The organism is Nocardioides iriomotensis (assembly GCF_004168035.1).
Lineage (GTDB): Bacteria > Actinomycetota > Actinomycetes > Propionibacteriales > Nocardioidaceae > Nocardioides_B > Nocardioides_B iriomotensis.
Genome location: NZ_SDPU01000020.1, coordinates 162,184 through 182,977, shown reverse-complemented (window position 1 = coordinate 182,977; position 20,794 = coordinate 162,184). Strand labels below are relative to the sequence as shown.

23 protein-coding genes and 1 pseudogene are annotated in these 20,794 nt (G+C 72.9%); 11 read left to right on the top strand and 13 right to left on the bottom strand.

The features are described from left to right. Positions 1–81 precede the first annotated feature (81 nt). The gene (locus ETU37_RS07525; RefSeq protein ID WP_206053785.1) at positions 82–519 is read left to right on the top strand and encodes a CoA-binding protein; all 438 of its coding nucleotides are present in this window, start codon (positions 82–84) and stop codon (positions 517–519) included. After that, positions 519–2,623: pseudogene (locus tag ETU37_RS07520) on the top strand (prolyl oligopeptidase family serine peptidase). The gene ETU37_RS07525 and the pseudogene ETU37_RS07520 overlap by 1 nt, the downstream one beginning before the upstream one ends. 79 nt (positions 2,624–2,702) lie before the next feature. Here ETU37_RS07520 and purE read toward each other — a convergent pair. The 6 genes from purE to ETU37_RS07490 all read right to left on the bottom strand — a co-directional run bounded on the left by purE (position 2,703) and on the right by ETU37_RS07490 (position 7,250). Next, positions 2,703–3,230, bottom strand: coding sequence for a 5-(carboxyamino)imidazole ribonucleotide mutase (purE, locus tag ETU37_RS07515; protein ID WP_276319677.1), 528 nt, complete (start codon positions 3,228–3,230; stop codon positions 2,703–2,705). Continuing rightward, entirely contained in the window at positions 3,227–4,414 is a 1,188-nt protein-coding gene (locus tag ETU37_RS07510; RefSeq protein WP_129986629.1) for a 5-(carboxyamino)imidazole ribonucleotide synthase, read from the bottom strand. Before ETU37_RS07510 ends, purE begins: the two co-directional genes overlap by 4 nt. Positions 4,415–4,456: 42 nt before the next feature. After that, a complete protein-coding gene (locus tag ETU37_RS07505; RefSeq protein ID WP_129986628.1) occupies positions 4,457–4,795 on the bottom strand; it encodes a winged helix-turn-helix domain-containing protein in 339 nt (112 codons plus the stop codon). A gap of 114 nt (positions 4,796–4,909) precedes the next feature. Then, entirely contained in the window at positions 4,910–5,899 is a 990-nt protein-coding gene (locus tag ETU37_RS07500; RefSeq protein WP_129986627.1) for an adenylate/guanylate cyclase domain-containing protein, read from the bottom strand. Continuing rightward, positions 5,886–6,410, bottom strand: a complete 525-nt coding sequence (locus ETU37_RS07495; RefSeq protein ID WP_129986626.1) for a PH domain-containing protein — start codon at positions 6,408–6,410, stop codon at positions 5,886–5,888. The genes ETU37_RS07500 and ETU37_RS07495 overlap by 14 nt, the downstream gene beginning before the upstream one ends. 12 nt (positions 6,411–6,422) lie before the next feature. Further along, positions 6,423–7,250, bottom strand: a complete 828-nt coding sequence (locus tag ETU37_RS07490) for a biotin--[acetyl-CoA-carboxylase] ligase (protein ID WP_240755605.1) — start codon at positions 7,248–7,250, stop codon at positions 6,423–6,425. 59 nt (positions 7,251–7,309) lie between these two features. Here ETU37_RS07490 and ETU37_RS07485 point away from each other — a divergent pair, with 59 nt between their 5' ends. Together ETU37_RS07485 and ETU37_RS23845 are read left to right on the top strand one after the other, a co-directional pair. After that, complete coding sequence (locus ETU37_RS07485) at positions 7,310–8,917, top strand: acyl-CoA carboxylase subunit beta (RefSeq protein ID WP_420819102.1); 1,608 nt, start codon at positions 7,310–7,312, stop codon at positions 8,915–8,917. After that, positions 8,917–9,141, top strand: coding sequence for an acyl-CoA carboxylase subunit epsilon (locus ETU37_RS23845; RefSeq protein WP_129986625.1), 225 nt, complete (start codon positions 8,917–8,919; stop codon positions 9,139–9,141). Before ETU37_RS07485 ends, ETU37_RS23845 begins: the two co-directional genes overlap by 1 nt. On the opposite strand, the gene ETU37_RS23840 is transcribed toward ETU37_RS23845, so the two are convergent. Next, the gene (locus ETU37_RS23840; RefSeq protein ID WP_129986624.1) at positions 9,098–10,345 is read right to left on the bottom strand and encodes a glycosyltransferase 87 family protein; all 1,248 of its coding nucleotides are present in this window, start codon (positions 10,343–10,345) and stop codon (positions 9,098–9,100) included. The two genes, ETU37_RS23845 and ETU37_RS23840, sit on opposite strands and share 44 nt — an antisense overlap. A 103-nt stretch (positions 10,346–10,448) precedes the next feature. On the opposite strand from ETU37_RS23840, the gene ETU37_RS07470 reads away from it, so the two are divergent. Next, on the top strand, positions 10,449–12,146 hold the full coding sequence (locus ETU37_RS07470; RefSeq protein ID WP_240755604.1) for a DUF885 domain-containing protein: 1,698 nt from the start codon (positions 10,449–10,451) through the stop codon (positions 12,144–12,146). Between the two features lie 8 nt (positions 12,147–12,154). Continuing rightward, on the top strand, positions 12,155–12,772 hold the full coding sequence (locus ETU37_RS07465; protein ID WP_206053814.1) for a Maf family protein: 618 nt from the start codon (positions 12,155–12,157) through the stop codon (positions 12,770–12,772). Positions 12,773–13,010: 238 nt separating this feature from the next. Here the strand turns inward: ETU37_RS07465 and ETU37_RS07460 are convergent, their stop codons facing one another. The 3 genes from ETU37_RS07460 to rfbD are packed head-to-tail and all read right to left on the bottom strand — an operon-like array spanning position 13,011 to position 14,935. After that, positions 13,011–13,448: a GNAT family acetyltransferase gene (locus tag ETU37_RS07460; RefSeq protein WP_129986622.1), complete on the bottom strand. Its 438-nt coding sequence runs from the start codon at positions 13,446–13,448 to the stop codon at positions 13,011–13,013. A 21-nt stretch (positions 13,449–13,469) separates the two neighbouring features. After that, positions 13,470–14,027 carry an isochorismatase family protein gene (locus tag ETU37_RS07455; protein ID WP_129986621.1) on the bottom strand — a complete coding sequence of 186 codons (558 nt, stop codon included), beginning with the start codon at positions 14,025–14,027 and terminating at the stop codon, positions 13,470–13,472. A 56-nt stretch (positions 14,028–14,083) separates the two neighbouring features. Continuing rightward, a complete protein-coding gene (gene rfbD, locus ETU37_RS07450; protein ID WP_129986620.1) occupies positions 14,084–14,935 on the bottom strand; it encodes a dTDP-4-dehydrorhamnose reductase in 852 nt (283 codons plus the stop codon). Between the two features lie 72 nt (positions 14,936–15,007). On the opposite strand from rfbD, the gene ETU37_RS07445 reads away from it, so the two are divergent. Further along, positions 15,008–15,625, top strand: coding sequence for a dTDP-4-dehydrorhamnose 3,5-epimerase family protein (locus tag ETU37_RS07445; protein ID WP_129986619.1), 618 nt, complete (start codon positions 15,008–15,010; stop codon positions 15,623–15,625). Positions 15,626–15,632: 7 nt separating this feature from the next. Here the strand turns inward: ETU37_RS07445 and ETU37_RS23120 are convergent, their stop codons facing one another. Genes ETU37_RS23120 through ETU37_RS07430 form a run of 3 tightly spaced genes read right to left on the bottom strand, consistent with a single transcriptional unit; the run spans position 15,633 to position 17,914 of the window. After that, entirely contained in the window at positions 15,633–16,169 is a 537-nt protein-coding gene (locus ETU37_RS23120; RefSeq protein ID WP_165372441.1) for a GNAT family N-acetyltransferase, read from the bottom strand. Then, positions 16,166–16,687 carry a GtrA family protein gene (locus ETU37_RS07435; protein WP_129986617.1) on the bottom strand — a complete coding sequence of 174 codons (522 nt, stop codon included), beginning with the start codon at positions 16,685–16,687 and terminating at the stop codon, positions 16,166–16,168. Before ETU37_RS07435 ends, ETU37_RS23120 begins: the two co-directional genes overlap by 4 nt. Before the next feature lie 33 nt (positions 16,688–16,720). Next, positions 16,721–17,914, bottom strand: coding sequence for an acyl-CoA dehydrogenase family protein (locus tag ETU37_RS07430; RefSeq protein ID WP_129986616.1), 1,194 nt, complete (start codon positions 17,912–17,914; stop codon positions 16,721–16,723). A 78-nt stretch (positions 17,915–17,992) separates the two neighbouring features. On the opposite strand from ETU37_RS07430, the gene ETU37_RS07425 reads away from it, so the two are divergent. From ETU37_RS07425 to ETU37_RS07410, 4 genes are read left to right on the top strand one after another with little or no spacing between them, the layout of a single operon-like run. After that, complete coding sequence (locus ETU37_RS07425) at positions 17,993–18,427, top strand: MerR family transcriptional regulator (RefSeq protein ID WP_240755603.1); 435 nt, start codon at positions 17,993–17,995, stop codon at positions 18,425–18,427. Beyond that, positions 18,424–18,996 carry a GNAT family N-acetyltransferase gene (locus ETU37_RS07420; RefSeq protein WP_129986615.1) on the top strand — a complete coding sequence of 191 codons (573 nt, stop codon included), beginning with the start codon at positions 18,424–18,426 and terminating at the stop codon, positions 18,994–18,996. Before ETU37_RS07425 ends, ETU37_RS07420 begins: the two co-directional genes overlap by 4 nt. A 41-nt stretch (positions 18,997–19,037) precedes the next feature. Further along, a complete protein-coding gene (locus tag ETU37_RS07415) occupies positions 19,038–19,793 on the top strand; it encodes an N-acetyltransferase (RefSeq protein WP_129986614.1) in 756 nt (251 codons plus the stop codon). Positions 19,794–19,825: 32 nt separating this feature from the next. Next, positions 19,826–20,788 carry an NAD-dependent epimerase/dehydratase family protein gene (locus ETU37_RS07410; protein WP_129986613.1) on the top strand — a complete coding sequence of 321 codons (963 nt, stop codon included), beginning with the start codon at positions 19,826–19,828 and terminating at the stop codon, positions 20,786–20,788. The last annotated feature ends 6 nt before the right edge of the window (positions 20,789–20,794 follow it).

The window sequence follows — 20,794 nt, the reverse complement described above, 5'->3', positions numbered from 1 at the left end:
GCCGCTCATGCTACTCGCGGGTAGCCCGCGCTCGGCCGTGGAGTGGGTCACGTGGGGGAGGTCGCGAGATAGGTTCGCGACATGACCGAGCGCACCCCTCGCCCCTGGCTCGACCGCGAGCAGATCCGCTTCATGCTGGAGGACTGCGAGACCTGGGCCGTCGTCGGCCTCAGCGGCAACCCGGACCGTACGGCGTACCGCATCGCCCGCTTCCTGCAGGCGCGTGGCAAGCGGGTCGTGCCGGTCCACCCGGACGCGCCGACCGTGCTCGGCGAGCAGGGTTACGCCAGCCTCGCCGACGTTCCATTCCCGGTCGACGTGGTCGACGTGTTCCGCCGCTCCGAGGCCGCCGGCGAGTTCGCCGACCAGGCCGTCGCGATCGGCGCCAAGGGCGTCTGGTTCCAGCTCGGCGTCCTCGACCCCGACGCCTACGAGCGCACCGCCGCGGCCGGCGTCCCGATGGTCATGGACACCTGCCCCGCGATCGAGTGGCCGCACCTGGCAGGCTCGGTCGCCTGATGAGCACACCTTTCGACGGGGTCTACCCCGAGACGCGCCGCGACGACACCGTCGACACCCTGCACGGCCAACGCGTCGAGGACCCGTACCGCTGGCTCGAGGACCCCGACTCCGCCGAGACCGCCGCCTGGGTGAAGGCGCAGAACGAGGTCTCCCGCGCCCACCTCGACACGCTCGCGTCGCGCCCGTGGTTCCACGAGCAGGTCACCGCGATCGTGACGCGCCCGCGCGCCGGCACCCCGGACAAGCTCGGCGGCCGGTACGTCGCCCTCCGCAACGACGGCACGGCCGAGCAGGACGTGCTGTACGTCGGGGACACCCTCGAGGAGCTGCGCGACGCGCCGCGGGTGCTGCTCGACCCCAACACGTTCTCCGAGGACGGCACGTCGTCGCTGTTCGCCCGCAGCGCGAGCAAGGACGACGCCCTGCTGGCCTACCTGGTCAGCGACGGCGGCAGCGACTGGACGTCCGTGCGCCTGCTGGACCTCACCACGGGCGAGCCGACCGGCGAGACGCTGACCAACGTGAAGTTCAGCTACGCCACGTGGCTGCCGGACCGGTCGTTCCTCTACCTCCACTACGACGTCGACGGCACGGGCACCGGCACCGACGCCGAGGCGCTGCCGGGCGGCAAGCTCAAGCGGCACCGGGTGGGCACCCCGCAGGCCGACGACGAGCTGGTGCTCGAGTTCCCCGACAACGACCGGATCGGCGTCACCCCTGAGCTCTCCCACGACGGCCGCTGGGTGGTCTGCAACATCCACGAGGGCACGTCGGAGAAGAACCGGCTCTGGGTCTACCCCGTCGAGCGCGCCGGCGACGACGTGACCCTGGGCGAGCCGCTCAAAGTCGTCGACGAGGTCTACGCGACGTTCGACTTCGTGCGCACCGACGGCGACCACCTGTACGTCCGCACCGACCACGAGGCGCCGCTGGGCAAGGTCGTGCGGATCGACCTCGCGGCGTTCCCCGAGGACGGCCTCACGACCGAGGACGTCGTGCCGGAGTCGGAGTCGGCGCTGTGGCACGCCCAGGGCGCCGGCGACGAGATCCTGACCATCCACCTCGTCGACGCGCAGCCGCGGATCACCCGCCACGGCCTCGACGGCGCCGAGCGCGGCGCGCTCGCCATCGACGGCGGCAAGGTGGTCGAGCTCAACGCCGAGGCCGGCGACCCCGAGGTGTTCGTCGGGATGTCGTCGGTGACCTCACCGCTCACGGCGTACCGTGCCGACCTCACCGACGGCTCGGTCACCGAGGTCACCGGCCTGGCGCCGGGCGAGAGCACCTGGGCGCCGCCGAGCGTCGTCACCGAGCGGCGCCGCGCGACCAGCCTCGACGGCACCGAGGTGCCGTACTTCCTCGTGCGCCGCGCCGACGTCACCCTCGATGATCCGCGCCCGACACTCGTCTACGGGTACGGCGGCTTCCACATCCCGATCCTCGCGGAGTTCCGAGGCTCGTTCGCCGGCTGGCTGGCGGCGGGAGGCGTGCTGGCGATCGCGAACCTGCGCGGCGGCAGCGAGTACGGCCAGGAGTGGCACGACGGCGGCCGGCTCGCGGTGAAGCAGAACGTCTTCGACGACTTCGCCGCGGTCGCCGACCACTCGTCGCCGAGGGCGTCACCACGCACCCGCAGATCGCGCTGCACGGCGGCAGCAACGGCGGCCTGCTGGTCGGCGCCACGATCACCCAGCGTCCGGACATCTGCGGCGCCGCACTCCCGGCGGTCGGCGTGATGGACATGCTGCGCTTCCACCTGTTCACGATCGGCGCGGCCTGGATCGCGGACTACGGCTCGCCGGAGAACCCGGAGGAGTTCGCCGTGCTACGGGCGTACTCCCCGCTGCACAACGTCGAGGACGGCACGGCGTACCCCGCGACCCTGGTCCTGACCGGGGACCACGACGACCGGGTGGTGCCGGCGCACAGCTTCAAGTTCACGGCCGCGATGCAGCGCGCGCAGGTGGGCGACGCGCCGGTCGTCGCGCGGATCGAGACCTCGACGGGCCACGGCCTGGGCAAGCCCGCCTCGGTCATCGCCGACGAGGTCGCCGACCTGCTGGCCTTCGCGGCCGAGCACACCGGGCTGACCCCGGCCTGACACCGATATCGGTAGTCCGGGAGTGACCCCTGGGTCACGCTCGGGCTACCGATATCGGTAGTGCGGCGACGGACGGGAGCTAGAAGCCGAGGCGGTGGCCGGACTCGCCCCGGACGGTCTTGCCCTTCTCGCGCGCGGAGGCGGCGAGCGACTCCTGGAACTCGACCATCTTCTGCCGGAGCCCGGCGTCCGAGGCAGCAAGGATGCGGACGGCGAGAAGCCCGGCGTTGCGGGCGTTGCCGATCGCGACGGTCGCGACCGGGACACCGGCGGGCATCTGCACGATCGAGAGCAGCGAGTCCATGCCGTCGAGGTACTTCAGCGGCACCGGCACGCCGACCACCGGCAGCGGCGTGACGGACGCGAGCATGCCGGGCAGGTGGGCCGCTCCCCCGGCGCCGGCGATGATCACCGACAGACCGCGGTCCGCGGCGCCCTCGCCGTACGCGATCATCTCCGCGGCCATCCGGTGCGCGGACACGACGTCGGCCTCGTAGGCGACACCGAACTCCTCGAGCGCCTCCGCGGCGTCCTTCATCACCGGCCAGTCGGAGTCGGACCCCATCACGATGCCGACGCGCGGGGTCGTCTCGACGTTGCTGGTCACTCGCTCTCCTCACCCAGGTCGCCGCGGAACCACGCGGCCGCGTGGAGGGCCCGCTCGCGGACCTCCTCCAGGTCGTCGCCGTACGCCGTGACGTGGCCGACCTTGCGGCCGGGCTTCACGGACTTGCCGTAGAGGTGCACCTTCAGCCGCGGGTCGCGGGCCAGCGCGTGCGGGTAGCCGGCGTAGAGGTCACCGGCCAGCCGCGCGTCGTCGCCACCCAGGATGTTGACCATCACGGTCCACGGGGCGCGGGCGTCGGGCGAGCCGAGGGGCAGGTCGAGGACCGCGCGGAGGTGGTTCTCGAACTGGCCGGTGACGGCGCCGTCCATGCTCCAGTGCCCGGTGTTGTGCGGGCGCATCGCGAGCTCGTTGACCAGCACGCGACCGTCCTGGGTCTCGAACAGCTCGACGGCGAGGATGCCGGTGACTCCGAGCTCGCCGGCGACCTTCATCGCGATCTGCTGCGCCTCGACGGCGAGGCCGGCGGCGAGGTCGGGCGCCGGGGCGACGACCTCCCAGCAGATGCCGTCGCGCTGGACGGACTCGACGACGGGGTAGGCCGCCACCTGGCCCGACGGGCTGCGGGCGACCAGCGCGGACAGCTCGCGGCGGAAGTCGACCTTCTCCTCGGCGAGGATGCGGACGCCCGTGGCCTCGGCGGTCGCGAACGCGTCGGCGGACTCCTCCGCGGAGCCGACGACCCACACGCCCTTGCCGTCGTAGCCGCCGCGGGTGGTCTTGAGCACGACCGGGAAGCCGCCGACGGAGGCGGCGAACCGCTCGACCGCCTCGGCGTCCTCGACCACCGCGTGCCGCGGGCAGGGCACGTCGAGCGCGGTCAGCCGCTCGCGCATCACCGCCTTGTCCTGGGCGTGCACCAGCGCCTCGGGCCCGGGCCGGCAGGCGTGGCCGTCGTCGGCGAGGGCGTGCAGGTGCTCGGTCGGGACGTGCTCGTGGTCGAAGGTGACGACCGCGCAGCCGTCGGTGACCTTCCGCAGCGTGTCGAGGTCCCGGTAGTCGCCGACGAGCGTGTCGGGCACGACCTGGGCCGCGGAGACGCCGTCGGCCTCGGCGAGCAGGCGCAGCGGTACGCCGAGCGCGACGGCGGACTGAGCCATCATGCGGGCGAGCTGGCCGCCCCCGATGATCGCGACGGTGGGCGTGCTGGACCCGTGGCTGGACACACGGTGACCCTACCGAGGGCCGCCGCGGTCACGAGCAGGGCGTCAGGAGGCGGACTTGGCCTGGTCGACGGCGTGAACCGGCGGGATCACCTCGAACCGGAGACCCCGGCCGCGGATCGTGGTGATCAGCGTCGGGCGACGGGTGTCGTCGCCGAGCTTGCGGCGGACCCAGCCGAGGTGCACGTCGATGGTCTTCGCGGACGTCCAGAACGTCGTCTGCCACACCTCGCGCATGAGCTCCTCGCGCGACACCACGGTGCCGGCGCGGGCGATCAGGTAGCTGACCAGGTCGAACTCCTTGTTCGACATGCGGATCTCCTGCCCGTCGCGCCACACGCGGCGGGCGGCGAGGTCCACGTCAACCCCCTGCACACTCATCATGTGGACCACGGTAAATGGACAAATCGGACACGGCGCACGCTTCGTGACGGGTTGGTCCGAAATGACTAGTCCGCGGTCTAGTCACCGCCTGGTCACCCGCTCCACCCGGCTCGTTCAGGTACGTCGAACGGCTACCGGCTCGACCACGCCGAAGCCGCGCAGCGGCCGGGGCGGCAGCGGCCGCCACTCGAACCGGTCGGGCGGCAGCAGCGAGGCGGTGTCCCGGTCGGTGATCACCCGGTTGCGGCGGGCGACCCCGGTGAGCCGCGCGGCCATGTTGACCGGCGGCCCGAACACGTCGCCGAGCCGCATCACGACCGCGCCGGTGGCGATGCCGAGCTTCACGTCCGGCAGCCGCTTGTCGTTGCCGATGACGTCGATGATCGACAGCGCGATGTCCATGCCGTCGACCGGGTGCTCGGAGACGAACAGCACCGAGTCGCCGAGGGTCTTGATCACCCGGCCCTTCTTCGCGGCGACCACGTCGGCGCAGCGGGACTCGAAGATCTCGACCATGTCGCCGATCCGGTCCTCGTCCATCTCGTTGGAGAGCGCCGTGAACTGGACCAGGTCGGCGAAGCCGACGGTGACCTCGACAGTGTGCAGGTCCTCGTCGTTGGCGCCGAGCGCCTCGACCCGGGCGACGGCGGCGGCGAGGTGCCGGCGCCAGGCGTAGATCAGCAGGTTCTCGAACGGGATTCCGACCTGCTCGGTGAGCCGGAGCGCGCTGCCGATCCGGCTGCCGGTGGCCTCGTCGGACCGCTCGAGGTCCTCGACGCGGCTGGCCAGCGTGGCGACCTGCCAGTCGGCGAGCCGGGCCATGGTCTGTCCGACCGCGCGGGTGAGCCGGACCGCGGTGTCGAAGTCGATCGCCCCGGAGGTGACCGAGCCGGTGACCGCGCTCAGCGCGGCCTGGTCGGTGTCGGTGAAGGCGGCGCCGTCGCCGAGGTCGGGGAACCCCAGCGCGCGCCACAGCCGGCGGGCGTCGTCGACGGACACCCCGGCAGCCGTGGCGATCTCCTCGCTGGTGAGCTGCGGCAGGTCACCGAGCAGCGCCTGCTCGAGCTGCTCGCTGGTGAAGGCCCCCGGGTCAGGCGCCGTCATCGGCCCGTTCGTGGTACCCCGGGCTGGCGATCCGGTGCAGCTCCTCCGACACCTGCATCTGCACCCGCTCGACGTTCGGGATGTCGTGCAGCAGCACCGTTCCGTTCTCGCTGGCGTCCGACACGACGAGCGTGCCGCAGCCGAACAGCCGGTCGACGATGCCGATGTCGAAGTCGACGCCGCTGATCCGGTTGAGCGGGATCGTCCGGCCCTGCTTGGCGACGAAGCCGCTGCGCTTGATGAAACGACGGTTGGTGAACGTGTACGTCGTGGTCAGCCAGGCGACGAACGGCTTGACCACCCACCAGATCGCGACCAGCCCGGCGAGCAGCCACACCACGAGCTGCACCAGCGGCTGGGCGCTCGACGCGGGCACGATCGACACCAGGAAGCCGCCGACGGCGGCCAGCACGATCAGCAGCAGGGCGGGGACCAGCAGTGCCTTGACGTGCGTGCGCGTGCTGACGACGACGTGCTCGCCGTCGTTGAGGAGCCTGCTGGGGAACGCCACGGGGCGATCATGTCACGCAGGTGGAAGCGATCGCCGGACGTGGACGACGTCGCCCGCACCCAGCGCGACCGCTCCGGACGGCCCGGCGACGAGCAGCCGGCCGTCCTCGTCGATGCCGGTCGCCTCGCCGATCAGCACCTCGTCGCGGGGCAGCTCGACCCGCACCTGCAACCCGACCGTGGCGCACAGCCCGGTGTACGTCGCCAGCAGGCCCGAGGCCCCCGCGTCGCCGGCCGCCGCGCACCAGTCGTCGTAGCCGCGGCCGAGCTCGTCGGCGATCGCCGCCAGCAGCGCCACCCGGTCGACGGGGCGTCCCGCGGCGACGGCGAGCGAGGTGGCGGTGTCGACCGGCAGCTCGTCGCGGGTCTGCAGCACGTTCACGCCGATGCCGATCACGGCCGACGCGTGACGGGGGCCCTCGACCCGCTCGACGAGGATGCCGGTGGTCTTCGCGTCGTCGACGAGCACGTCGTTGGGCCACTTGAGCCGCGCGTCGACCCCGGCGGCCCGCCGTACCGCGTGGGCGACGGCGACCCCGGCCAGCAGCGGCAGCCACGGCCAGCGCGCGACCGGCACGTCGCCGGGCGCGACGAGCATCGAGAACGTCAGCGCCACCCCGGCGGGCGTGACCCAGGTCCGGTCGAGCCGGCCGCGGCCGGCGGTCTGGTGGTCGGTGACCACCAGCAGGCCGGGCGACTCGCCCGCCCGGGCGCGGTCGGCGACCACGGCGTTGGTCGACGGCGAGGAGGCCAGCACCTCGGGCCGCCACCGCGACCCGGCCAGCGCGGTGGCGACGGCGTCGGTCCGGAGTGGCAGGCGCCACATCTCGTCGGTCGTCACAGCGACTAGTCTCCCGTGAGACCGACTAGGAGGCGATCGACCCCGTGAGCGAAGCAGCGGTGAGCAAGCCCGGCCAGGGCACCGAAGTCCCCGCCGACATCGACATCCACACCACGTCCGGCAAGGGCGAGGACCTCGCCCGGCGCCTCGACGAGGCGGTGCACGCCGGTTCGGCGCGGGCGATCGAGAAGCAGCACGCCAAGGGCAAGAAGACCGCCCGCGAGCGGATCGAGGAGCTGCTCGACGAGGGCTCCTTCATCGAGCTCGACGAGCTGGCGCGGCACCGGTCGACGGCGTTCGGCATGGAGGGCAACCGCCCGTACGGCGACGGCGTGGTCACCGGCTACGGCACCATCGACGGCCGCCAGGTGTGCGTGTTCGCCCAGGACTTCACCGTGTTCGGCGGCTCCCTCGGTCAGGTGTTCGGCGAGAAGATCGTCAAGGTCATGGACCTCGCCATGAAGACCGGCTGCCCGGTCATCGGCATCAACGACTCCGGCGGCGCGCGGATCCAGGAGGGCGTGGTCTCGCTCGGCCTGTACGGCGAGATCTTCCGCCGCAACGTGCACGCGTCCGGCGTGATCCCGCAGATCTCGCTGATCATGGGCCCCTGCGCGGGCGGCGCGGTCTACTCCCCCGCGGTCACCGACTTCACCGTGATGGTCGACCAGACCTCGCACATGTTCATCACCGGCCCCGACGTGATCAAGACGGTCACCGGTGAGGACGTGTCGATGGAGGACCTCGGCGGTGCGCGCGCCCACAACTCCAAGTCCGGCAACGCGCACTACATGGGCCACGACGAGTCCGACGCGATCGAGTACGTCAAGGCGCTGCTGTCGTACCTGCCGCAGAACAACCTCGACGAGCCGGTCGTCTACGACGAGGACGTCGACCTCGAGGTCAACGAGACCGACCGGGCGCTCGACTCGCTGATCCCGGACTCGCCGAACCAGCCCTACGACATGCACACCGTCATCGAGTCCGTGCTCGACGACGAGGAGTTCCTCGAGGTGCAGGCGCTGTTCGCGCCGAACATGGTCGTCGGCTTCGGTCGCGTCGAGGGCCGCCCGGTCGGCGTGGTCGCCAACCAGCCGATGCAGTTCGCGGGCACCCTCGACATCGACGCCTCCGAGAAGGCGGCCCGCTTCGTCCGCACCTGCGACGCCTTCAACATCCCGGTGCTGACCTTCGTCGACGTTCCCGGCTTCCTGCCCGGCACCGACCAGGAGTGGAACGGCATCATCCGCCGCGGAGCCAAGCTGATCTACGCCTACGCCGAGGCGACCGTCCCGCTGGTCACGATCATCACCCGCAAGGCCTACGGCGGCGCGTACGACGTGATGGGGTCCAAGCACCTCGGGGCCGACATCAACCTCGCCTGGCCGACCGCGCAGATCGCGGTGATGGGCGCGCAGGGCGCGGTCAACATCCTGTACCGCTCGGAGCTCAAGGAGGCCGGCGACGACGCCGAGGCCAAGCGGGCCGAGCTGATCACCGAGTACGAGGACCACCTCGCCAACCCGTACCTCGCCGCCGAGCGCGGCTACGTCGACGCGGTGATCCACCCGCACGAGACCCGGTCCGAGGTGGTCCGGGCGCTGCGGCTGCTGCGCACCAAGCGCGAGTCGCTGCCGCCGAAGAAGCACGGGAACATCCCGCTCTGATGACCGGCGAGAACGAGGAGACCCGGCCGCCGCTGTTCGCGATCAAGGGTGACGCGAGCCCCGAGGAGATCGCGGCCCTGGTCGCGGTCCTCCAGGGGATCGCGGCCTCGACCGCCCCGCCCGCGCCGCGACGGCGGTCGCAGTGGGCGTCGCCCGCCCGGGCAGTGCGTTCGACGCTGCTCAGCGGGCCCGGTGGGTGGCGGTCGAGCGCCCTGCCGCGCTGACCCTCCGCCACGCCTCGCGCACCGCGACGACGAGCAGCGCGGCCAGCAGCAGGTTGCGCGCGGCCAGCGCCAGCACCGGGACCGCGACCGGCGGCCCGTAGCCGGTCGTGAGGGCGCCGTACCCGGACGGGAAGACCACCTGCGTCAGCGCCGCCGCGACCAGCAGCCACCCGACCCACTGCCGCAGCAGCGGGCTGTCCGCGACGACCAGGCCGGCGACGGCGAGCGGCAGCACCCACAGCAGGTACTGCGGGCTCAGCACCTTGCCGGTCACGACGAAGCCGAGCACCCCGACCAGCCCGGACCAGACCAGCGTGGGCGCGTCGACCACCCGGTGCCGGCGCCAGATCGACACCAGCGCCGCGGTCCCCGCGACCACCAGGACGGCGTACAGGACGGTCGCGAGCGTGGTCACGGAGAGCACCACCCCGACCGCCGGGCCCACCACCTCGAACGACTTGCTCGGTGCGTAGGAGATCGTCCAGGCGTCCGGCCGCAGCCACCACGCCAGCATCACCGGCGTCGCCGCGACGGACTCGATCTGCAGCCCGCGGTCGGCCTGGTAGGTCAGCGGCGTGAGCAGACGGGCCGGTCCCGCGACCAGCGCCGTGGCCGCCGCCAGGACGAGGCCGGTGCCGACGTACCACCCCACCGCGGTACGGCGCGCCGTCGCCGCGAGCAGCGGCGGGGCCAGCACCACCGGCCACAGCTTCACGGAGGTCGCGACCGCCAGCAGCACCGCGGCGAGGCGGGGGCGGGAGCCGACCGCGAGGACGGCGCTGCCCACCAGCACACCGGGCAGCAGGTCGAACCGCGCGAACGCCGTCGCACCGATCGCCGGCACCGCGACCAGCCACGCCACGGCCGGCCACCAGCCGGTGCCGTGCGCGCGGCTGGTCACCGCCAGCAGCACGGTGAAGGCCAGGTCGGTGGCCGCAGCGAGGAGCAGCAGCACCGCGCCGTACCCCAGGCCGGTCGCGGTGGCCAGGAGCCACGGGACGGCCACGACGACCACGGCCGGGAACGGGTACTCCACCAGCGTCGCGTCCCAGCCGGCACCGCCGTCGACCGCGGCCTGGAGGCTCGCGGCGAAGTAGCCCACGTCGCCGCCGACCCACGCCTGCGGCCCGACGAGCAGCCAGACGACCATCGCCCGGCTGGCCAGCCAGCCGACCGCCAACACCGCCGCGCCGCGACCGGTCAATCGCTTTCCCTCCGTCCCGGGCCCGCATCTAGGGTGTGCCTCTCAATTCTGGGCGGCGCGCAGCAGGCCACCGGAATTGAGAGTCACGCCCTAGGGTGCTCCTGTGACCCCCGACCACAACACCGTGCGTCCCGTGGACGCGATCGCCGACGCGTACGTCGAGGACTCCTGCGCGCTCGATCCCGTCTCGGCCACGTACCTCGGGGTGTCCGGCCACGAGAACCGTCTCACCGACTACTCCCCCGACGGCTTCGCCGCGCGCGAGGAGCTCACCCGGTCCACCCTCGCCCGTGCCCGCGCGGCCACGCCGTCGGACGACGCCGAGCAGGTCGCCAAGGACGCCTTCCTGGAGCGGCTCACGCTCGACGTCGAGCTCTACGACGCGAAGGTGCCTCAGTCGCAGGTGTCGGTGGTGTCGAGCGGGCTGTACGAGATCCGCTCCGTGCTCGACCTGATGGACACCTCCGACGACCCCGGCTGGGAGAACGTCGACGCCCGGCTCGCGGCGTTCCCCCGCACCCTCGACGGCTACCGCGCGACGCTGCTCGACGCGGCCGACACCGGCCAGGTCGCCGCTCGGCGGCAGCTCGCGGAGGTGGCCGAGCAGATCAAGTCGTGGACCGGCCAGGTCGGCAGCAGCGGCAACTTCTTCCTCTCCTTCGTCGAGGGCTCGGGCCGCGAGGGCGCGCTGCGCGGGCAGCTCGAGCAGCACGCCCGCGAGGCCAGCGACGCCGTCGCCGCGTTCGGCCGGTTCCTCACCGATGAGCTCGGCCCCCGCGGCCGCGAGGTCGAGGCGTGCGGCGAGGAGCTGTACTCCCTCGGCTCGCGCTACTTCCTCGGCACGACGGTCGACCTGCACGAGACCTACGCGTGGGGGTGGCAGGAGCTCGCCCGCATCGAGGACGAGATGGCCCGCGTGGCCGACAAGATCATCCCCGGCGGCTCCGTCGACGACGCGGTCGAGGCGCTCGACGCCGACCCGGCGCGGACGATCACCGGCAAGGAGGCCTTCGCGGCCTGGATGCAGGAGCTCGCGGACCGGACCGTGTCCGAGATGGCCGACGTGCACTTCGACATCCCCGAACCGGTCCGCCGCATCGAGTGCCGCATCGCGCCCACGTCCGACGGCGGCATCTACTACACCGGCCCGTCCGAGGACTTCAGCCGCCCCGGCCGCATGTGGTGGGCGGTGCCGGACACGCAGACGGAGTTCTCGACCTGGCGCGAGGTCACGACCGTCTTCCACGAGGGCGTCCCGGGCCACCACCTGCAGGTCGCCCAGACCGCCTACCGGCGCGAGACGCTCAACCGCTGGCAGCGGCTGATGTGCTGGGTCTCCGGCCACGGCGAGGGCTGGGCGCTGTACGCCGAGCGGCTGATGGACGACCTCGGCTACCTCGCCGACCCCGGCGACAAGCTCGGCATGCTCGACGCCCAGGGGTTCCGCGCCGCGCGCGTCGTCATCGACATCGGCATGCACCTGCAGCTCGAGATCCCGCGCGACAACCCGTTCGGCTTCCACCCCGGCGAGACCTGGGGCCGCGAGCTCGGCACCCAGTTCCTCCGCGAGCACACCCGGATGGAGGAGGAGCTGATCAAGTTCGAGATCAACCGGTACCTCGGCTGGCCCGGCCAGGCCCCGTCGTACAAGGTCGGCGAACGGATCTGGCTGCAGGCTCGCGACGACGCCCGGGCGCGACTCGGCGACCGGTTCGACCTCAAGGCGTTCCACCGCGCGGCGCTCGACCTCGGCTCGATCGGGCTCGACCCGCTGCAGGCCGCGCTCGCCCGGATCCAGTGACCGCCCCGCTGGCCGGCCGCTTCGTCCTGGCCTCGGCCTCGCCCGCCCGCCTGGCCACCCTGCGCAGCGCGGGGGTGCACCCGCGCGTGGTCGTGTCCGGGGTCGACGAGTCGCAGGTCGACGACCCCGACGCCGCCGTGGTCGCCGTCCGTCTGGCCGAGCTCAAGGCCCGGGCCGTCGCCGCCGCTGTCGACGCGGGCGACACCTCCTGGGTGCTCGGCTGCGACTCCGTGCTCGCCTTCGACGGCGCCGTCCTCGGCAAGCCCGACGACGCGGCCGACGCCGTCGCCCGGTGGCGTCTGATGCGGGGTGGGTCCGGCGTCTTGCACACCGGCCACTGCCTCGTCGACGTCGACTCCGGGCGCGAGGTGCTGCGGGCCGCCGCGACCAGGGTGTACTTCGCCGACGTGACCGACGCCGAGATCGCGGCGTACGTGGCCAGCGGCGAGCCCCTGAACGTCGCCGGCGCCTTCACCGTCGACGGTCTCGGCGGCGCCTTCGTGCGCGGGATGGAGGGCGACCCGCACAACGTGGTGGGGATCAGCCTGCCCGTCGTGCGGGAGATGTTCGCCGAGCTCGGCGTCCGCTGGACCGACCTCTGGAACGGCACCGGCGACGGCTCCTGACCCGCTCCCGTCCGGCCCTGGCCCGTGGGTCGGGCCCGGGAGGGTGAAGGTCAGGTGAAGGTACGGCGTTTGCCGGACGCGGAGGCACCCCCGCCACTACCGTCGAGGAGCGTCCCTGGGGATGACCGGCTCCCACATCCGGCCCGAGGACGCAGCGGTGCCCCTGGCGAGTCAATCCCAGGAGCCAGGGGTGCCGCACCCCGACGCACCCGGGCCGCCGCCCGGCCGCTCCGGCTGCTCAGCCGTCCTCGTCGGGCTCCTCGACCAGCCGCTTCCCGATGAACACCACGTCGTCGGCGACGTACCCGCGGCGCGCGTAGAACTCCAGCACGTCGGCGTTGGACCGCTGCACGAGCAGGTTGACCTTGGTGCAGCCCTTGGCCCGCAGCGCGTCCTCGAGCCGGTCCATCAGCGCACGCGCCACGCCCTCGCCGCGACGGTCCGGGCGCGTCGCCAGCCGGTTGACCCAGCCGCGCCGTCCGTCGAACGCGCCGAACACCGACCCGACCAGCCCCGACCCGTCCTCGGCGACCAGCACGATCTCCGGGTCCCGGGAGGTGACCGACGCCAGCTCCCCGGCGACCTCGTGCGGCCGGAACCGCAGGCCTGCCGCGTGCCACAGCTCGACCAGCGCGTCCGCGTCGCCCGGCGTGCCGGGCCGGATGGTGAGCGGCATGCGGGGACCCTATGACTCGTCTCAGGTCGCCGAGAACGCCACCTCCTCCGTCGCGGCCGTCCCCGCGGTCCGTCCCGGCGCCTCGTGGAAGCCCCAGTAGAGGTTGGTGTGGGCGATCACCTGCGCCGGCGGCGGGGCGCCGTAGTCGGTGAGGTCCTCGGTGGTGTGGGCGTCGCTCACCAGGAGCGCGTCGTAGCCGCGGGCGATCGCGCCGTGCAACGTCGACCGGACGCACTGGTCGGTCTGTGCCCCCGAGACGACGAGCCGACCCACGCCGAGGCTGCTCAGCACCTGCTCGAGGGTGGTGTCCTCGAACGAGTCGCCGTAATGCTTGTGCACCACCGGCTCGGTGTCGTCGGGCCGCAGCTCCGGCACGATCTGCCAGGCATCGCTGTCGCGGGCGAGGTTGTCGTCGGAGTGCTGGACCCACACGACGGGGACGTCCTCGTCGCGGGCCTTGTCGACGAGCGTGCCGATGTTGGCGATGACCCGGTCACGGTCGTGGTTGCCCTCGACCACGCCGACCTGGACGTCGATCACCAGCAGGGCGCTGTGCGGGCGTTGCTCGAGCGTTGTCATGACGGCACGCTACGGGCGGCCACCGACAGTTTCCGGTGGCTCGATGCGGGGCCGGGTCAGGTCGCGAGCACCGCGGGCGCGGCCGTCTCCCACCGCTCCCGCCAGTCGCCGATCGGCTCGACGCCCGCTCGCACGAGGGCGTCGTGCCCGAGCACGCTGTAGGCCGGACGCGGGGCGGGCCGCACGAAGGCGTCGCTGGTCGTCGGCGTCACGGCTTCCGGGTCGAGGCCGGCCGAGGCCACCACGGCACGGGCGAGGTCAAACCACGAGCACTGCCCCGTCGAGGTCGCGTGGTAGCTACCGGCCGGGGCGTCGGCGAGGACGAGGCGGACGACGAGGTCGGCGACGTCCGCGGTCCACGTCGGCTGGCCGACCTGGTCGTCGACGACGCTGACGGCGCCCCGCTCGCGCACCAGCCGCGCCATGGTCTTGGGGAAGCAAGGCCCGTGCGCGCCGTACAGCCAGGCGGTGCGCACGACGTGGTGCCGGTCGGGCAGAGCGGTGCGCACGGCCTCCTCGCCGGCGGCCTTGGTGCGGCCGTAGGCGGAGCGCGGCGCGGTCGGCGCGTCCTCGGCGTACGGCGTCGCAGCGAGGCCATCGAAGACGTAGTCGGTGCTGATCTGCACCAGCCGCCCCGGGCCCTCGGCGACGGCCCGGGCGAGGATGTCGGGGATCGTGCCGTTGGCCTCGAGCGCCTCGGCCTCGTGCTCCTCGGCGTCGTCGACCCGGGTCCAGGCGGCACAGTTGACGACGACGTCGTGTCCCGCGACGACCCGCGCGACGGCCTCCGGGTCGTGCAGGTCGGCGTCGGACCGGACCAGCGGCGTGACGTGCTCGCCGCGACGGAGAAGCAGGTCGACGAGGTCGGTGCCGAGCATCCCGGCGGATCCGGTGACGAGCCAGCGCAACGGGCTCCCCCTTCAGGGTCGAGGACGTGGCCGGGAGGCGACCCGGCCGGACCGATTTGTACCCTAGCCGCCATGCAGATCCGCGAACTGAAGGTGCCGGACGCCTACGAGATCACCCCCGTGGTGCACGGCGACAGCCGCGGCGCGTTCCTGGAGTGGTACCGGGCGGACAAGCTCGAGGAGGCCACCGGCCGCCACCTCGACCTGCGCCAGGCCAACGCCTCGGTGTCGGCCGCGGGGTCGATCCGGGGCATCCACTTCGCCGACGTCCCGCCGAGCCAGGCCAAGTGGGTCTTCTGCCCGCGCGGTGCCCTGCTCGACGTGGTCGTCGACATCCGGGTCGGCTCGCCGACCTTCGGGCAGTGGGACTCCGTGCTGCTCGACGACGTCGACCGGCGCGCGGTGTTCGTGACGGAGGGTCTCGGCCACGCGTTCGTCGCGCTCGAGGAGGGCACGACGATCAACTACCTGTGCTCCGCGACGTTCAGCCCGGGTCGCGAGCACGGCATCAACCCGCTCGACCCGGCGATCGGGATCGAGTGGCCGACGGTCGGCCGCGACGGCTCGCCGTTCGAGCCGCTGCTGTCGGCCAAGGACACCGCGGCCCCGTCGCTGGCCCAGGCGGAGGCCGACGGGCTGCTTCCGCAGTACGACGAGGTCCAGGCGTTCCTGCAGTCGCTGCGCGGCTGATCCCCGCTCAGCGCCGCGGGCGCAGGTCGAGCCCGTAGAGCGTGGTCGTCTCGGTGAGGTCGGCGAGCGGCTGCCATCCGAGCTGCTGGTACAGCCGCGGGGCCGGCCCGTCCTCGCGGTACGTCGTGAGCAGCGCGCGCTCGTGCGGGAGGCCCTCGAGGAGCAGGTCGTGCACCCGCGCGCCGAGGCCCTCCCGTTGCCGGGCGGGGTCCACCGCGAGCTCGACGAGCTCGAAGTGCCCGCCGACCCAGGTCTCGACGAGCCGGGCCGGCGCGAGGCCGGCGACCCAATCCGACGACCACTGGCCGCGCTCGCCGGTGTAGCCGTAGCCGAGCGCGACCGCCTCGTCACCGTCCTCCACCACGACGAGCCGGAACCCGTCCCGCTCGGCGTGCCGCGGCAGCTGCTCGTCGACGAAGCGGCGGACCTCGTCGTCCCCCTCGCCGGCGCCCGCGAACGCGACCCGGTAGACCCGGGCCAGGGCGGGCGTCGCCACGGCGACCTCGGCCGGGTCGGAGAGCACCCGGAGGCGGAAGGTGCTCACGCGCGGTCCGCGGCCGGCTCGTCCACCTCGGACGACCCGGACGCCTCGGCCGCCTCGGCCGCGCGGCGCTTCTCCAGCCGCCGCGGGCTGAGGAAGATGAACCGGCGGATCGCCCAGAAGCGGGCCGCCGTACCGAGGCCCAGGCCGACGACGTTCGCCGCGATGTTGTCCGAGAGCGGGTCGGTGAGGCCGAGCACGTAGCGGGTGATCGCCAGGCAGCCGAGCGGGATCCCCATCGACAGGACGTTGATCACGAAGAACGCGACCCGGCCACCGGTGGGCCCGACGGCCTCGCGGTCGCGGAACGCCCACGACCGCGAGCCGCGGTAGCTGACGACCATGCCGACCGTGTTGGCCAGGACGAAGGCGACCAGCGGCTGCTCGTGCAGCGGCCCGGGTCCCCCGAAGTAGCCGTGCACGAGGGCGTTGAAGATCAGGAGGGCCACCAGCGTGGCCACGCCCCCGACGGTCAGGAACTTCGAGGCCTCGGCAGTGAACCGTTTCCACCGTCGTCCCATGCGCTCGAGGTTAGACGAGGCCTCCCAGCGGGCTCACTCGACGGGCAGGCCCTTGCCCCGCGCGATCAGCATCCGCTGCACCTCGGAGGTGCCCTCGCCGATCTCGAGCACCTTGGCGTCGCGGTAGAAGCGCGCGACGGGGTACTCCTCCATGAAGCCGTAGCCGCCGAAGACCTGCGTGGCGATGCGCGTGGCGGTGACGGCCGACTCGGTGGCGTAGAGCTTGGCGACCGCGGCGGCCTGCTTGAACTCCTTCATCGGCCGGCCGGCGTCCTTCATGGCGGCGGCCTGGTAGGTCAGCAGCCGCGACGCGCGCAGCATGACCTCGAGGTCGGCGATCTGGAACGCGACGCCCTGCTTGGCGCCGATCGGCACGCCGAAGGTGGTGCGCTCACCGGCGTACTGCAGGCTCATGTCGAGGCAGGCCTGGATGCAGCCGACCGCCAGCGCGGCGATCGCGACCCGGCCGTCGTCGAGGGTGGCGAGGAACTGCGCGAAGCCGCGCCCGCGCTCGCCGAGCAAGTTGGCCTCGGGCACCCGGGCGTCGGTGAAGGTCAGCGGGTGCGTGTCGGAGGCGTGCCAGCCGAGCTTGTCGTACGCCGGCTCGGCGATGAACCCGGGCGTGTCCGACGGGACGATGATCGTGCTGATCTCGGCGCGGCCGTCGGCGCGCGTGCCGGTGCGCGCGGTGACGGTCACCAGCGAGGTGATGTCGGCGCCGGAGTTGGTGATGAACTGCTTCGAGCCGTTGACGACCCACTCCTGGCCGTCGGGGCCGTCGACGAGCTCCGCCTTGGTCTTCGTGGCACCCGCGTCGGAGCCGGCCCCCGGCTCGGTCAGGCCGAATCCGGCGAGCGTGCGGCCGGCGACCAGGTCGGGCAGCCAGGCCTGCTTCTGCTCCTCGGTGCCGAAGGTCAGGATCGGGTTGATGCCCAGGCCGACGGCGGCCTCCAGGGTGATGCCCATCGACTGGTCGACCCGGCCGATCTCCTCGATCGCCAGGCACAGCGACGTGAAGCCGCCGTCCTCGCCCGACAGGCCGGCGCCGCCGTACTCCTCGGGCGCGGTGAGACCCATCAGCCCGAGCGAGCCCATCTTCTGCACGACGTCGGAGGGGAAGTGGTGCTTGCGGTCCCACTCGGCGGCGTGCGGGGCGATCTCGGCCTCGGCGAACTCGCGGACGGACTTGCGGAACGCCTCGTGCTCGGCGGACAGCTCGTAGGTCATCGGGGGCCTCCCAGGAGGGTCGGTCGGGTTTACGCTTACGTCAACGTAAGCACGCTTCCGTAGCGGAAGGGCAAGCCCGTGGAGCAGCGCGACGGCGACCTCGCGGACCCGACGAACCTGACGGACCCGACGGACCCGTCGGACCTCTGGACGATCAGCCGGCTCGCCGAGGAGCACGGCGTGACCCTGCGGACGATCCGGCACTACGAGGACGTAGGGCTGCTCTCCCCCGCTCGGCGCGGCAGCCAGCGGCTGTACGACGCGCGGCAGCGGATCCGGCTGCAGCTGGTGCTGCGCGGCAAGCGACTCGGCTTCTCGCTGCCGGAGATCGCCACGATCGTGAACATGTACGACGAGCAGCCGGGCGAGGCGGGGCAGCTGCGCTACCTGCTGGACCAGATCGAGGTGCGACGGGCCGAGCTCGAGCAGATGCGCCGCGACATCGACGAGACGATGACCGAGCTCGACCGGGTCGCTGCCCGGTGCCACGAGGACCTGGCGAGGCTGGCATGAGCGGGTTCACCACCCAGGCGCTCACGCCGGAGACGTGGGCCGACCTCGAGACCCTGTTCGCGAAGCCGGGCGGCTCGATCGTGCGGGGCTGCTGGTGCATGTTCTACCGGCGCAGCGGCTCCGGCCACGGCGACGCCCGGCAGGCGCTGTGCGACCTCGTCGCGGGCGGCACCGTGCCGGGGCTCGTCGGGTACGTCGACGACGACCCCGTCGGCTGGATCAGCCTCGGCCCGCGCGAGGAGTACGACAAGCTCCGCCGCTCCCCGGTCATGAAGCCGGTCGACGACGCCGAGGTGTGGTCGGTGGTCTGCACGTACGTCGCCAGGACCCACCGCGGCCAGGGGCTGCAGCACCGGCTGCTCGCGGCCGCGCTCGACCATGCCCGCGACAACGGCGTGCGGCTGGTCGAGGCGTATCCGGTCGACAAGCCCGAGCGCAGCCACGACGACTTCATGTTCTTCGGCTCGCGCAGCCTCTACGAGCGGGCCGGCTTCCACGAGGTGGTCCGCCGGTCCCCCACGCGTGTGGTGATGCGCCGCCGGCTGCGGCCTCGCCGTACCCCGGACTGAACTCGCGCGACACGGGCCGTCGCGGCGGTGATGATGACGCCATGACCGCCCAGCACCACGGCATCGTGATCACCGCCCTCGCCGACCGGCCGGACCTCGAGCCGGCGATGTGGCGGATGCCGGACAGCTGGCCGGAGTTCATGGGCCACGACGACACCGCCGCGGCGTACTTCGGCCGGGTGCCGTCGACCTTCGGCCACCTGTGCCTCGTCGCGCTGGACGGCGACGAGGTCGTCGCGCGCGTGTTCGCCGCGCCCTTCGAGCTGCACGGGCACCGCGGGGGCGAGCTCCCGCCCGGTGGCTGGGACCGCGTCCTGCTGTGGGCGTTCCGCGACCACGAGAACGGCACCCGGACCGACACCGTCAGTGCGCTGGAGATCGCGGTGCGGCCCGACCACCTCGGCCGCGGGCTGTCGCACCGGATGCTGGCCGCGATGCGCGCGGCCGCCGCGGAGGCCGGGTACGCCGAGCTCGTCGCCCCGGTGCGGCCCAACGAGAAGCACCTGGACCCGCACGAGCCGGCCACCGCGTACATCGCGCGCACCCGCGACGACGGGCTGCCGGTCGACGCCTGGCTGCGCACCCACGCCCGGGCCGGCGCGACGATCCACGGCGTGGCGCCCCGGTCGATGGTGGTCGCCGGCTCCCTCGGGCAGTGGCGGGAGTGGACCGGGCTGCCGTTCGACACCCCGGGCGAGGTCGTCGTACCCCTGGCACTGGTGCCGGTGGTCTGCGACCCCACGCACGACTACGCGGTGTACGTCGAGCCGAACGTGTGGGTGCGGCACCGGCTCTGAGCCGGGCCCGCCCGATCTGGTTCGATCGGTCCATGCGTTACGCGATGACGGGTGCGACCGGTTTCGTCGGAGGTGCGCTCGCGCGCCAGCTGCGCGAGGCGGGGCACGAGGTGGTCGCGCTGGTGCGCGACCCGGCTCGTGCCACCGCGCTGACCGAGCTCGGCGTCGAGCTGAGACCCGGCGACCTCGACAGCACCGCGGCGCTCGACGCGCTCACCACCGGCGTGGACGGCCTGTTCCACGTCGCGGGCTGGTACCGCCTCGGCGAGCGCGACGGCTCCGTCGGTGACCGGGTCAACGTCGAGGGCACCCGCAACGTGCTGCTCGCCGCGCTCCGCAACCGGGTACGGCGCGTCGTCTACACGAGCACGGTCGCGGTCAACTCCGACACCCAGGAGCAGGTCGTCGACGAGACCTACCGGTTCACCGGCACGCACCTGTCCAACTACGACCGCACCAAGGCCGAGGCCCACGACATCGCGCTCGACCTGGCCCGCGAGGGCCTGCCGGTCGTCATCGTCCAGCCCGGTCTCGTCTACGGCCCGGGCGACACCGCGCAGACCGGCCAGCTGATCGCCCAGGTCGTGCGCGGCGGGCGCCCGCTCGTGCCGGCGGCGGGCGGGGTCTGCTGGGCCCACGTCGAGGACGTCGCACGCGGCCACGTGCTGGCCATGGAGCGCGGCGAGCCCGGCCGCTCCTACATGCTCACCGGCCCGCACCTGCGGCTCGTCGACGGGCTGAAGCAGGTCGCCGCGATCGCCGGCACGAAGGGACCGCGGGTGCTCCCCGAGCGGGCGGTCCGCGCGACCGCCCGCGCGCTCGGCGCCGCCGAGAAGGTCGTGCCGCTGCCGCCCGGGTACGCCGCCGAGACCATGCGTGCCTCGCTCGCCACCTACTACGGCACCTCCCTCAAGGCGCAGTCCGAGCTGGGCTGGACGCCGCGACCGCTGGACCAGGGGCTGCGCGAGACCGTGGACGCGCTGCGACGCGGCTGACCGCCG